The following is a 13,329-nucleotide window of genomic DNA, read 5'->3' as shown; positions in this document are numbered from 1 at the left end:
GAGTTTCACACATTATTGCTATGAAGGAAGGCTATGCTAATCAGAGAAGTTCTCACACTTTACTCTAGTAACCTTCCAATTTTATACGCGTGCAACAAACTAAGTCTTAGGAATTTATTCTAATCCTTCTAAAACAAAATCAGGTATGTCTTCCTTATCAATAAAGAAATAATGTCGATAATCATTTTCGTTATTAATAATAACGACATAATCTTCATTAGAGTGATTTTGACCCGCATCTAATAATTCTTCTATTTCACTTGCCTCCGATATTACTAAAGCATCAGGAAATTTATCTGAAATAGAGTTTGAGGAATAAATAACCTCATCTATTTCCATATAAAAGTCATCTCCTGTTGATGGAACAACAGTAACTGAATCTATATTTTCAGACAATAATAGGGAATCGGCGTAGTCATTTTCTTTTAGCCAGTTTATTGTTCGTAGGTGATCTTTTGTTAACATGACATATCCAACGTCATGCATAACATATTCATCCCTGTGAATATCTTTACCACGAGCAATATTAAATTGAAGGTCACCAAGACTAACTGCATTTTCTTGCGCAAGAACTTGTGACGGATTTTCTGTAACATCCTCTTCAAGAAGATTGATTAACGTCTGTAATTCCTCAGGATCTGAAATTCTTTTTTCGTCACCTTGTAAATTACCGTGAATCGAAGCATACGTAACATCTAAATCATTAAGTTGAAAAATTGGGTCATAGGCCTGCTTGAATTCAGCGTTATTTCTTAGGTCTTCGGTGACTTTACTGCCTGTTTCTCCTAAACTGTATTCTCTTCTTAATGAACTGCCGTCTTCCAGCTTATAATCAAATGTAATTGTATTCCAACTATAAAATTCTTCATCATCATGGTCATAGTCTTTCAACTCTTTGTGCAACTCCGTCACTTGCTCAATAGATAATTCGTCGGTCAAACGAGGTACTTCACCTGACTCTTCGTTTCCATAAGAATAAGAACTATAAATCGCAACGGATTCAACAGTTGCAGTAGTGGGAATTTTGTTTTCATATACGCCTCCGCCAATGTTTACTGGAATCATTAATAGGACAATAACAACAACGTAGCCCAAAAATCCTTTCCAATACCACGTAAGTCGAATTGCTTTTTGCAAAATCATTTGCAAGATTGTATAGGCAATAAAAGCCCCTAAGACATAGCCGAACATTGTCCATGCAAATCCCCCCTGCAAGGCTTCCGTAAAATAAACCCCACTTGCTAGCATCGCAAAATAAGTCAGCCCGTAGAGAAAAATTGATCGAACTACTGGATAAACAATGGCTTGATCGGATGCCTCTGATGGTCGTTTGGCATACATCAGGTAAGAGAGAAGAACGAGACTTACCATGATAAATATGTAAATGACATATTCTAAGATGGAAAAGCTATTGGTGTATAAATCGGTTAAGCGAACGAAAAATATCCCTTTTGTTACAAGTGTTTCCGTATATGAAGTAAGGGCTACTCCTGAAATAAAATATTGTAGATTGAGAAGTGTTAATACAATTAATAGTGCAGGCACAGCAATGACAGTATAAGTTAGCGCACCATGAAGGAGACCATTGCCTACCAGAATACCGATCATCATCGTAACGATGAATACAAATACTAAGATAAACGTGGATAATCCGATCCATGCGAACAGATCAACGAAAGAATAAAAAGGATCTTCGAGGAAAAACCTTAAAATTCCTAACACAATACCTGTTATCAGAATAGGTGACAACAATGCGACGAAACCAGCTAAATACGTATTGGTTAAAAGGGTTTGTCTTGTGAATGGTAAACTGTGCATAAAATACGTAGCTTCTTTTTTCGTCGAATAATTTAGCAACACAATACCTAATAGAACAGGGAAAATAGCAAAAACAATTAATTGAAATGGAAGTGAAAATTCACTTAAGGTGTTTAGCGTGCTGTTTGCAGAATAAAACCATAGATTCGACTCTGGTCCAAAACGAACTTCTTGTACAAAGATACTAATTGGCAACATGACAAGAAGCGCCAATGTAAGTAGGATGCCAAACCAAGTAACAGTGCGTAACTGTAAATTAAATAAGGCTTTATTCCACAATGAGATTTTCGATTTCATAGCCGGCACCTCCTAGTTCATAAATAAATATTTCCTCTAATGTCAATGGAAGCATATCCACCACTGCGGGATTAAGTCGATTTACTTTAGCAAGAATTTCATCGTTTTGTCCTTTAACAATCAAAAATACGACACTCCCTTTTAACTCATAATGAAGAACATCCAAGTCTTGCTTGAGGCTATCCTCATTTGGCACTTCTTTGAAAGCAAGCTGTAACTTATGAATATCTGTCCGTAACTCATCTAAATCTCTTTCAAACAATAAAGAACCCTCATGGAGAACACCAACATAGTCACAAAAATCCTCCATCTCTCGTAAGTTATGAGAGGAGACGATTAATGTAAGCTCACGATCTGCAACATCTTGCATAATCAAGTTTTTCATTTGCTGACGAATGACCGGATCGAGTCCATCAAAAGGCTCATCAAGAACCAATACATTTGGCATGGTTGCCAACGTTAGAATAAATGCTGCTTGACGTTGCATTCCTTTTGACATGCGGTTTAATCTCTTCTTTGGATCCATCCGAAAATGCTTCGTGAGTTGCTCATATCTTTTCATGTTCCATCGCTCGTACACGCCTGCATAAAAATCAGCCATGTCTTGAAGAGTTGCAAGATTAAAGAAGTAAGGTTGATCGGAAATAAAAAGAACCGTTTGTTTCGTATCAGGTTGTTCATAGATAGGTTGATCTTCTATTGTTAACTTACCATTATCAGGTTTGTACACACCCGCTATAATTTTTAAAAACGTTGATTTACCTGCTCCATTGGAGCCGAGCAATCCATAAATAGATCCTTTTTTTACATGAAGAGTTAAATCTCGAACTGCTTGCAAGTCTTCGAATTTTTTATTCACTGCTTCAGCTTTAATCATTCTCTTTCCCCCTCTTCTCTCTCGCTTCCCTGTATTAGCCAATCGATCAGTTCTTGTTTAGTACCACCCAAAAATAAGAATTCTTTGATTCTCTGTTCAATATCTTGTTTAAGGGAAGCAAGTTTCTTCTTATTCGGACTTTTATCAAGCGGAGAAACAAAACTGCCTTTACCAGGTATCGTATAAATAAAACCTTCATGTTCTAATTCACGGTAAGCCTTCTGAATGGTGTTAGGATTGATCGTTAATTCTTGAGCCAGATTTCTTACGGAAGGTAATTTTTCGTCTTTTTGAAGGACGTCACGAATAATCATCGTCTTTAATTGTTCCATTAGTTGTTCATAAATAGCGACTCGACTTCGTGTATCAAGCTTAAACATCTTCGGACCCCCTTATCTTGAATTAAACTATCTGTATTACCCATTATAATACGGATGATACAAAAATCAAGCATTATTTTCCATATGAGGAATGTTTAACATAAAAAAACAGCCGTTCTCAGTTTTGAGAATACGGCTGTCAGTGTATGTACCTTTCTATTCAGAACTAGATTTAAACCTTGTCTCTATTTATTCTCAACCCTTACCAACCATCTCTGATATTTAACTCTGTTTCTCTCATGCCAATCATTACATATAAGGTACCTTGCCTGATGAATGTAAACGATCTTCGTCCAGTAGCGGTTATACCCTCGTATCTTCCGCTGCTCGGAAGAAGGAACCGTTTCATCGAGTTTCTTCAGCACAGGGTAGTTAATATCAAACACTTCCTTACAATACTCAGTGTCCGTTAACCACTCTACCATCTCATTTGATAACTGCCTGTTTTTAATTAAGCCTATTAATGTAGTGTTTACAAATTCTCCAATATTTATATCATTATTAAATTGATCGGCAGAATACATCACTTCATGATTTATTTTTGTAACAAACTTGTTCGTATCTTTCTTTATTGTTGTGTTTTTCTCCTTAATGGCTTGTGGTGTCTCGTTTTCTTCCATATTTATATTGTTGTTTACTTCCGTGACCCAACCAAAATAAACATCGACACCGTTAAGTAGAACGGGTCCAACAACAGAGTTACGTAGGGGCATTAATTCAAACATCTTTACAAATTCACAGTATTCATCAAAGCCTGATGCTGTCTTGCTAAAAGAATGTATAAGTAAAAGCGTATTTTTTGCCTGGACTCTTTTTGCTTCAATTAGTGCAGATACAGTTTGATGCAGTAATTGATACCGTTTATTCAATACATCCTCTTCCTCTAACTTAAGTGTGGTTAGTAACTTGGCTAACTTTTTTCTTTTAGCGCTGCTGGGGTCCGTTCCTCTCCAAAATCCGACTGTTTTCCCAAAAGGTTCCGATACTTTTCCATCTACCATAATTGTAAGTAATTCATCACTGGCTTTTGCTAAAACGTAAAGGTCATTTTGCGAACTAGTTCCGCCACCCGGTAATGGGATCTTATATTCAGGAAATCCAAATAAAAAAGTCGTATTTTTAAAAAGAGGGATACCACTGTCTTGAAAAGCTTCTTGAATACTAAGCGGAAAACCATTAGCCTCTTCCCAACTCAAAGCTAGTTCCTTCGCTGATAAACCAGACTTCCACTGTTTTTCCGGTTCGGATAATTCCTTTTTCCACGATTCGATTCCTTGTGTCTCTGTATAATAACTCCCCACAGATTTCCCTCCTTAGTTTTCAAACATGGTCTTCATATAGCTGTCTTTCTATAAAATGGTAAAATTGATTCATGCTTGTTGAGTATAATGCTTATTTCAATAAAACTAGCGATTATCCTGCAAAAATATCTTTATAACCTATTATTGTTATTTTGGTGTTCGAAAAAGAATATAAAACATATATAAAACTGCTCGTCTATTCACGAAAGGTCCGACATACATTATTTCTGAGGTGAACAGTATGAGGGAAGTAACACAAGATAAATTGAATATCTTTATTGTCATGTTTTTTATTAGTTTGATCATGAGAATTCAAATTCCAGTATTTACTCCATATGCAGCTGCGTTCGGGGCATCTAGTATCTTAATTGGTGTTATTATAAGTGTTACTTCACTCAGTAATTTAACCGGAAATTTGATTGCAGGGCCTCTGGTAGATCGCTTTGGTAAGAAATTATTCATCACTCTGCCATTATTTGCCTCCGGAGGGTTATTTATCGCGCACGGACTCGCAGGAGACTCTATGGATTTGTTAGTACTGCATGGTTTAAACGGCTTTGCTTTAGCATTTTTAATTCCTGCCGCTTTTACCCTACTCTCGGGGTATGCAAAAAATAGTCGGGAACAAGGGAAAAATATTGCCATTAATGGTATGTTATCAACAATTGCGAGTATTATTGCTCCACTACTCGGTGGGCAAATGGTCGTTTGGATTGGTTACGCAAATACCTACTTTTTTATAGGGACTGCAATGATCTTTACCGCAACGTATTCTGTCGTTTTTCTAAAAGATAGACAAGTCACATCGGTAATAAAGCATAAACAGGGATCTGAAGGCGGTGGAATTCTATCGACGCCCAACCTACCCATCGTTTATTTAATAGCTTTTGCAGTGATGTATATCCACGGTGTACTTATTTTCGAAATTCCTTATTTAACTGTTGAAAGGGGACTGTCTACTTTTCAAACCGGCCAATTATTCAGCTATATGGCTATTGGGACGTTTATTACACTCTCTTTCTTTTTCATTAATCGGTTTAGCCCTTTTTTGAGGCTTATGACAGGTTTGTTCGGAATGTCGATGACACTCTTTGCTTTAATAAGTGATCTCTTACAGTTACCCGTTCTCTTATTTATGATGGGTGTGTTCTTTGGTCTTATTATGCCGGCAATGGCGACCTCCATCACAGAAAATGCACCTAAAGCAGTTCATGGCCGGGCCTTTGGTTATATGTCAGCCATTTTCTCTCTAGGTATCATTGTTAGTTCCTCTGTTACTGGAATCATTCGTGACACCGTATCACCATACTTTGTTGCTTTCCTAATCGGAATGATTGTACTAACAATTAGTGGGTATCTTAAGGGGGGTATTTCGCTGCAAAAAGTACCTACCTAAAGGAATTCGAGGTAATCTATTCAAAGGAAAACAGAAAAAAAGCCTTACTTTCACAAGGAAAGAATGGCTTGGCTTTTTCAGTATTAAGCTAGAAATGAATTAAATCAAACGAACGGCAATAATACCTTCGATCTCTGTAATGTTTGCCTCGATACTAGGAATGATATCTCCGTTTACTTTGTTATCGATGTCGATCATCGTATAGGCATAATCGCCTCGACTTCTATTTACCATGTCAGCAATGTTTAAGTCATAATTCGATAAAGCGGAGGTAATTTGACCAACCATGTTTGGTACATTTTTATGGAACGCAGTAAAACGGCGGTTTCCTGTGTAAGGTAAAGATGCATTCGGAAAATTAACAGCATTTTTGATATTCCCTGTTTCAAGAAAATCCTTGACTTGATGAGACGCCATCACAGCACAATTCTCTTCAGACTCTTTCGTAGAAGCCCCAAGATGAGGGAATGGAACAACGTTTTTCATATTCAAGACTTCTTCACTTGGAAAATCAGTAATAAATTTGCCGACTTTTCCACTTTCAAGCGCAGCCGCCATATCCGATTCATTTACAAGACCGTCACGTGAAAAATTCAAAATAGTAACATCATTTTTCATGATGCTGAATGTTTTTTCATTGAACATCCCTTTCGTGTCGTCCGTTAACGGAACATGTACAGTAATGTAATCGGAGTTAGCAAACAATTCTTCGATCGTCATAGCACGATGTACTGTACGAGATAAGTTCCAAGCAGTATCAACAGAGATGAACGGGTCAAAGCCGATGACGTCCATGTCTAAATTAAGCGCATCATTTGCAACAAGTGCACCGATTGCTCCTAAACCAATGACACCTAAAGTTTTACCTTTGATTTCTTTACCTACAAATTGTTTCTTGCCGGTCTCAACATGTTTTGAAATTTGGTCTCCCTTGCCTTTTAACGTCCTTGCCCAAGTGGTTCCTTCAAAAAGGTTCCGTGAAGAAGCAATTAAAGATGTTAATACAAGTTCTTTTACTGCGTTGGCATTTGCCCCAGGCGTATTAAAAACAACAATTCCGCGTTCCGTACATTTATCGACGGGAATATTATTTACACCAGCACCGGCACGAGCAATAGCTTTCAGGTTATCCCCAAATTCAAGATCATGCATGTTAAAACTACGCACAGCAATTGCATCAGGATTTTCACTTTCATTATCAATCGTATAATTATCTTTATTAAAGATCTTTAAACCTGACTCTGCAATATTGTTTAACGTTTTAATTGTTTTTTTATTGTCTAAAATAACTGAGCTCATTTTATCCGCCTCTTTCATCTTTTCATATTTAAACTGCTGTGGAAATAATTAGTGTGATCTTCTCATTCAATAACATTCAAACTACTAAGCTATCCCCCCTAAAAATAAACAGAAAGAGGTAAAGGATGTACCTGTACATCCCTTACCTCTGCCCAGGCGAACGGCTACTTTCCAATCAATATGTGCTCCCTCACGGTAATCCGTGTACGCCAGTTACACATAGATTCTTTATTTCCTTTATCGTATCAAATTCTGCCGCAACCTTCAAGATATAAAATATTTTAGTTGCATATCCTGACAAGTATTGTTGAATCATTACTAATTCTCTCGATTAAATGATCCCCATATAAGAATAAAGGCGGATCATGCGCTTCCCCGGGAAATATAAAAATTATTATTTATACATTTAAGAGAGTGTAAGTCACGAAAAATGTACACCATATAAGAGCAAGTGATTTTGAATGAAGGTTTAATGTTAGATATTTTACTAAAAAGGATAACTTACAATGCCAGAAAACTATCCAAGTCATGAGCAAATACAAAGTTTTAATGAACGATTGTTTGAAATGAGATTAGAAAAGTGGTTGAATCATGACTTGTTTTCATTTCAATGGTTTCTACTTTTAGCTGTATTGATAATTCCGTGGATTATCTGGTGGCGGTTTGTTGATACAAATAGAATTGCACCAATATTATTGTATGGAACGTTGATGAGCCTTCTTGTGTTAATGATGGATGATATTGGGTTAGAATTACAATTGTAGTCCTATCCTTATCAACTTTTCAATATCATGCCAAGGCTAATTTCAATCGATCAAGGCATCATCATCGTTGCTCATATGTTTCTGTATCAATACTTCTCTAAATGGAGAAGCTTTATCATAGCAAATTTTACCATGGCGGTTATTTTTGAACCTATGACTGTTTGGCTCGAGATTTATAACCTCGATAACTGGAGATACATTTACTCTTTCCCCATCTACATTATTAAGGCAGTTGTCATCAAATGGTTAGTCGATGAATTCATTCTAAAAAAAGCAAGTAGGGACGGTTCTCTGCTTCATTTGTTTCATGGACACATCCATTGGTGACGTTCTATTCACCACTTTCAGTTCATTTCTACTGGATTATTTTATAAATCAAGTACATCGTTTCGAGTACCTTCTTTTCATCACTAAAAGGTACTCCTTTTTCAACAAACAATGTTTTCCAAACTGACAAAAATTACAGGTCAAATTTAGCTTTTAGAAAATGATATACGCCGTCTTCATCACAATTAAATTCCGTAACCTCATCGGCTTTCTCTTTAATTAAATCAGCTGCATTTTTCATCGCAACTGAGTAGCTAGCGTACTCTAACATTGGCAAATCATTGTTACTATCTCCTATAGCGAGAGTGTTCTCTTCAGATAACCCAAAATGCTGTAACATCTGCTTCATTCCTGTTGCCTTGTTTACGTTCGCAACCATTACCTCAACATTATGAATAGAAGAAATGGAAGTCGTAAAATTCATTTCTTTTTTCAGCTGATCAAGCTCATCTTTCCATTGATCGATATGCTCTGTAGATCGGGCAAAAAAATAAAACTTCGAAAACGCACTGCCCTCAATGTTTTCCTTCCAATCAATTTCTTCTTTGACTGCTTGTTTTCGGGAAAGCCACTCATTTATTCCAACACTTTCTGGCTTAGGATCTTTCACTTCATCTTCTACATACTCTTTATCTTGCTTCAATGTAATGCGAGGTCTTCCATAAGGGAAGAGTTCATAATAAACGTTGTTTTCTCTAGCTTTTTCAATGATTCTTTCCACTAATTCCAGCGAAAGTGAATGCTCATATACTGCTTCATCCCCAATATAACCTGCCATGCCATTTGAGGTAATTAAACCATCGACTTGAAAACCCGGAGGCACTACTCCTGAAATTTCACCTGCTGACCTTCCTGTTGCGATAAAAACAAATATACCTCGGTTTCGTAACTCATCAATAATTTCTTTTGTATGAATGCTTACCTTATTAAAATGATTTAATACTGTTCCGTCCATGTCTAAGAAAATTACCTTAGGATTTAATACCACGCTGATTCCCCCTAATTTTATAAAACGAATGTCTTTGGTAAGTATACACTGATGTCTGCTTAAAATAAAAAAATTAGTCGCTATTCAGTCTCTTTAAATGATGTTCTCTGTCTTAAGGAAGTCTTCAAACAGTTTTGCTCCTATGTCATAGGACATTTCTTTCGTAGTAAAGTTAAAGATACCAATCAATAATCCAAATGATTCTAGAGAAGGATAATCGGAGCCTGGGAGAGGCAGTTTATAAAAATCATTATCTAAGAACATACACCAAATATCCTCATTTAAAACTTTCAGGCAAATTGCCTCGATGTCTTTTGAGTTATCATAATAGCCTACATGAAGATGATATCGTTGATCAAACAGCAAAATTTTCACCACTTTTCTTTAAACAGATGTTTTATTTTATGTAGTTGAAGATAGCGTTTAAGTGTTTAATGAGTCTAAATATGAGTGGATGTCTTTTTTACTTTTCAACGTAATAACCCTATTTTCAGAATCTATTTCTTTGAAAGCTTGTAATTTGGATTTCATCATTTTTTTACGTGGATAGTAAGTAGTACAGATGAATTTAAGAAATTGGTAATCTAGTTTTTCCTTACAGCCTTCGCCCATGTCCGGCCGAGTTTTACCAATATTAGTCATCCACCGTTTGAAAACTCGGTATAAACAAATAATTAGTGGGAGTTCTAAATAAATAATTGTATCTGCTTTTGCCATTCGAATACTATATGTACTATTATAATTACCTTCCGTGATCCAACTATCCAGCAAAACAATCTCCTGCTGTCGAGCAGAAAATTCTTCGGACGAAGCTTCTATCCAATTTGGTTTCCAGTATATAGTGTCCAAATGATAAACTTGTATAGTTAGAGATTGTCCTAACGTTCGTGCAAACGTAGACTTCCCCACACCAGCTGAAACACCCATCACCATAATGCGATTCATTCTGCAAACATCCCCTAACAAATGATTTATTGGTGAGTATTTTTCACATGGAAAAGTAATGCTTGTTGAAGATCTGAATGATTGATATCAGACTTCGTCAATTTCAGCAAAAAAGAACACTGAAAAAGTCCACATCGACTTTTCAGTATTCTTCATTGAGGACAACCTTTTTCAGCAGTTAACTTTTAAGATCGTTGAATCTTAGAACTAGCATAGTTGTTGACCATTTTCTTCAAATTTATATGTGAATCTCTTATTTTAATCGTTTCCTCGATGATTTGGCGAAAACCTTCCAATTCTTTGTCAGAAGCGTTTAATAGCGGCTTAGAGATATTTTCGGCGATTTCTTGCAAGGTAACATTTTGATTCAAAGACAACGACCACCTTTCTAATTTGTTGGACGTGTTATCATTTGTCCTCCATTAAATATTCCTCCCAAGAGCCCTTATCTCCTGCATACAAATTAAAAAAGTTCGCAGGGACGGTTCTGTGCTTCATTCGACAGATGGGTATTCTACTCTTTACAAGGCTATTAATCCATTATTTAATTCAAAAATAGTCGGAATGTCTTATAAACCATCCTGTCCCTTAAGTTCTTATACACTAAAAACTTATCGGAAGCAGAGAACCAACGTTCCCTTTATCTCACCTAAAAAGAAGCAGAGAACCGTCCCCTTGTTTCTTCTGGCAGGATTTGTTGGATGTCGTTTTTGTAGGCTTCTTTTTGTGTTTTGTTCATCCAAATGTGAAGCGTCCCTTTATCTGTGCTCGTTCGAATTAGTCGGCCAATCCCTTGTCTTAGACGAAGGATCATGTAAGGCATGTCTACTTCCTCAACAGCATTGTTTGCATGTTTACGTTTTGCTTGAAATACCGGATCATGTGGTGGAAATGGCAAGGATGCGATGATCACTTGCGATAATGATTCTCCTGGTACATCTAACCCTTCCCACAAGTTGTACGAACATAGCACAGAAGAATGATCGTCCTGAAACTTTTTAACCAGTTCACTAATTTCACGGTCGCCCTCGTAAAAAATAGAGAAATTCCAAGTGTTTTGATCGGACCACTCACGGAATTGAGTCATTTCTTCCTTCGAAGAGAATAAAACTAATGATTTTCCATTGCTCTCTAGTAGTTCATTTCTTATTTCGTGCCACTTCTCTTCTTCCGTTTCTTGAACATGACCATATACACGCATTTGTTGCTCATAATCAAATGGAGATTTAACAGTAAAGGAATCATAGCGTTCAATGCCTAAACTATCAGCAATATAACTAAAATCTCCAGCTTGCGACATCGTTGCTGATGAAAAGATAAAAGGAATCGACTGAGAAAAGACTTCTTTTTTCAAGACATCCTCAACTAGTCGAGGCATAATCACAAATGAACTCTCTGATTCCGTTTCTTCCAGCCAAAATACTCCTTGATTTCCTTCTAATAGGACTGCTAATCCGTAAGAGAAAAATTCTAAATATTCTTCAATTATTTTCACATGGTAATCTTCAATGGTAAACATGTCACCATCAAAAACTAGCTGCTCTAATAATGATTGTACTTTTTCATTTATTTTTGTCGCAAGTTCCATCATTTTTTTTGATCTGGGAACTTCTTTTCGGTTAGAACCCTCAACAAATGTGGCCGTCTCTTTTAATAAATCAAACCACTCATCGTGGAGAGCTAAGATATCTTCGATTAACAGTAATGATTCTTCTCGTACATCTTGACTCATGTATTCGGTTAGAATAGTAGCTAATGTTTGTGAATCAAACCGATACGTTAAAGCCTTTTGTGAAGCAAACTCCAATAAATGACCTTCATCAAAAACCACACAGCTCGCCTCTGGCAACAATGGCATTTGTCCTTCACGCTTCCGAGAATCCTTGGTCCAAACGTGTTCCATATAAAAATCATGAGAACAGATGATTAGATCCTCGGCATGTCGATAATAATCTCGGTTTAGCGTCTGACCACAGCGATGACGCCAATCACAGGTGGAACACTGTTGAATGGGATCCCAAGAAATTTTTTCCCATGCATCATTTGGTACCCATGGATATTCTTTTCGATCACCGTAACGCTCAAATGTTTGCATGGAAGAACCTTGCTCATAGACGAAATCAGGAATCTCATCATGAACACGCAGGATATCTTCATCGGAAGTTTTATGGGCAAGTGGATCTAATTTTTTCATACATACATACTGTTCACGTGCTTTTGCCAATCGCACATCAATGGATATACCAAGTGCTTTTTCGAGCTTTTCGATATCTCCCTTTTCTTTCACAAGCTGCTCTATTAACGTTTCATCAGCACAGGAGATGATAGCCGGTTTTCGTTTATACCGCGCGTAACAAATAGCATATAAAAGATATACAAATGTTTTCCCTGTACCAACGCCTGCTTCAGCAAAGATTGTTGATGAATTTTTAAATGCTTGTTCAATCTGAAATGCCATATAGATTTGCTCATCTCGAAGTTCATACCCTTGCTCCGGTAACGTGTCGTAAAACACATCACCTACAAAATCCCCAAGACGATCAAAGAAGTTTTCTGTTTTTGAAATTGTAAACGGAAGTGATTTTGCCATTAAAAATATAGCCCCTTTTTTGTTAGTGGAACGATTCTTGTGTTTCTTATTGAGAAAGTAATTCTACAATATATCATGCCAGCTATTTGTTAAGAAAAACTACAATGCAGTTTGTTTTTTTATACACGTAAAAGTTCGAAACTTTTTAATAAGCATGAAATTATTGAAATTTCTATTACCTTACCCATTGCTACCTTCTGTAATGAAGTTATAGGTAGCTGCAAAATTATAAGTTATCTGTACTAAAAAAGCAAGTTTGAAACATCTAAAAAAATACGTTTATTTTGCAATCCCAATAAAATATTGATGAGGGTAGCCCGAAACAACATTAAAGAATTGTAAAGGTA

At 36.4% G+C, this 13,329-nt stretch carries 13 protein-coding genes and 1 riboswitch; of the genes, 2 read left to right on the top strand and 11 right to left on the bottom strand.

Going from position 1 to position 13,329, the window contains the following annotated elements:
* Positions 1-114: 114 nt before the first annotated feature.
* The 4 genes from CEF18_RS07615 to CEF18_RS07600 all read right to left on the bottom strand — a co-directional run bounded on the left by CEF18_RS07615 (position 115) and on the right by CEF18_RS07600 (position 4,673).
* The gene (locus CEF18_RS07615) at positions 115-2,115 is read right to left on the bottom strand and encodes a hypothetical protein (RefSeq protein ID WP_110935910.1); all 2,001 of its coding nucleotides are present in this window, start codon (positions 2,113-2,115) and stop codon (positions 115-117) included.
* Entirely contained in the window at positions 2,087-2,992 is a 906-nt protein-coding gene (locus CEF18_RS07610; RefSeq protein ID WP_110935909.1) for an ABC transporter ATP-binding protein, read from the bottom strand. Before CEF18_RS07610 ends, CEF18_RS07615 begins: the two co-directional genes overlap by 29 nt.
* Entirely contained in the window at positions 2,989-3,372 is a 384-nt protein-coding gene (locus CEF18_RS07605; protein WP_110935908.1) for a GntR family transcriptional regulator, read from the bottom strand. The genes CEF18_RS07610 and CEF18_RS07605 overlap by 4 nt, the downstream gene beginning before the upstream one ends.
* 185 nt (positions 3,373-3,557) lie before the next feature.
* On the bottom strand, positions 3,558-4,673 hold the full coding sequence (locus tag CEF18_RS07600; protein ID WP_110935907.1) for a DUF6946 family protein: 1,116 nt from the start codon (positions 4,671-4,673) through the stop codon (positions 3,558-3,560).
* Between the two features lie 241 nt (positions 4,674-4,914).
* Between CEF18_RS07600 and CEF18_RS07595 the strand changes: the two genes are divergently transcribed.
* Positions 4,915-6,069, top strand: coding sequence for an MFS transporter (locus CEF18_RS07595; protein ID WP_110935906.1), 1,155 nt, complete (start codon positions 4,915-4,917; stop codon positions 6,067-6,069).
* Positions 6,070-6,168: 99 nt separating this feature from the next.
* On the opposite strand, the gene CEF18_RS07590 is transcribed toward CEF18_RS07595, so the two are convergent.
* Both CEF18_RS07590 and CEF18_RS26810 read right to left on the bottom strand, forming a co-directional pair.
* Positions 6,169-7,368 carry a phosphoglycerate dehydrogenase gene (locus CEF18_RS07590; protein WP_110935905.1) on the bottom strand — a complete coding sequence of 400 codons (1,200 nt, stop codon included), beginning with the start codon at positions 7,366-7,368 and terminating at the stop codon, positions 6,169-6,171.
* A gap of 143 nt (positions 7,369-7,511) precedes the next feature.
* Positions 7,512-7,595: riboswitch (ZMP/ZTP riboswitch) on the bottom strand.
* Positions 7,559-7,684, bottom strand: a complete 126-nt coding sequence (locus CEF18_RS26810) for a hypothetical protein (protein WP_259457935.1) — start codon at positions 7,682-7,684, stop codon at positions 7,559-7,561. Its footprint overlaps the riboswitch before it by 37 nt.
* A gap of 190 nt (positions 7,685-7,874) precedes the next feature.
* Between CEF18_RS26810 and CEF18_RS07585 the strand changes: the two genes are divergently transcribed.
* Positions 7,875-8,132 (top strand): hypothetical protein, encoded by a 258-nt coding sequence (locus CEF18_RS07585; protein WP_110935904.1) that lies wholly within the window; start codon positions 7,875-7,877, stop codon positions 8,130-8,132.
* A gap of 460 nt (positions 8,133-8,592) precedes the next feature.
* Here CEF18_RS07585 and CEF18_RS07575 read toward each other — a convergent pair whose 3' ends face one another.
* The 5 genes from CEF18_RS07575 to CEF18_RS07555 form a co-directional block, all read right to left on the bottom strand.
* Complete coding sequence (locus CEF18_RS07575) at positions 8,593-9,447, bottom strand: HAD family hydrolase (RefSeq protein ID WP_110935902.1); 855 nt, start codon at positions 9,445-9,447, stop codon at positions 8,593-8,595.
* Positions 9,448-9,540: 93 nt separating this feature from the next.
* The gene (locus tag CEF18_RS07570) at positions 9,541-9,813 is read right to left on the bottom strand and encodes a DUF3986 family protein (protein WP_190238681.1); all 273 of its coding nucleotides are present in this window, start codon (positions 9,811-9,813) and stop codon (positions 9,541-9,543) included.
* Positions 9,814-9,870: 57 nt separating this feature from the next.
* Positions 9,871-10,392 carry a P-loop NTPase family protein gene (locus CEF18_RS07565; protein ID WP_110935900.1) on the bottom strand — a complete coding sequence of 174 codons (522 nt, stop codon included), beginning with the start codon at positions 10,390-10,392 and terminating at the stop codon, positions 9,871-9,873.
* Between the two features lie 185 nt (positions 10,393-10,577).
* Positions 10,578-10,763 (bottom strand): hypothetical protein, encoded by a 186-nt coding sequence (locus tag CEF18_RS07560; protein WP_110935899.1) that lies wholly within the window; start codon positions 10,761-10,763, stop codon positions 10,578-10,580.
* A 278-nt stretch (positions 10,764-11,041) separates the two neighbouring features.
* Positions 11,042-12,982 carry an ATP-dependent DNA helicase gene (locus CEF18_RS07555; RefSeq protein WP_110935898.1) on the bottom strand — a complete coding sequence of 647 codons (1,941 nt, stop codon included), beginning with the start codon at positions 12,980-12,982 and terminating at the stop codon, positions 11,042-11,044.
* Positions 12,983-13,329: the final 347 nt, after the last annotated feature.

The sequence above is a fragment of the Salipaludibacillus neizhouensis genome (assembly GCF_002886185.1).
In the GTDB taxonomy this organism is placed as follows: Bacteria; Bacillota; Bacilli; order Bacillales; family Salisediminibacteriaceae; genus Salipaludibacillus; species Salipaludibacillus neizhouensis.
The sequence above is the reverse complement of the archived record's forward strand: the minus strand, read 5'-3'. Positions and strand labels throughout refer to the sequence as shown.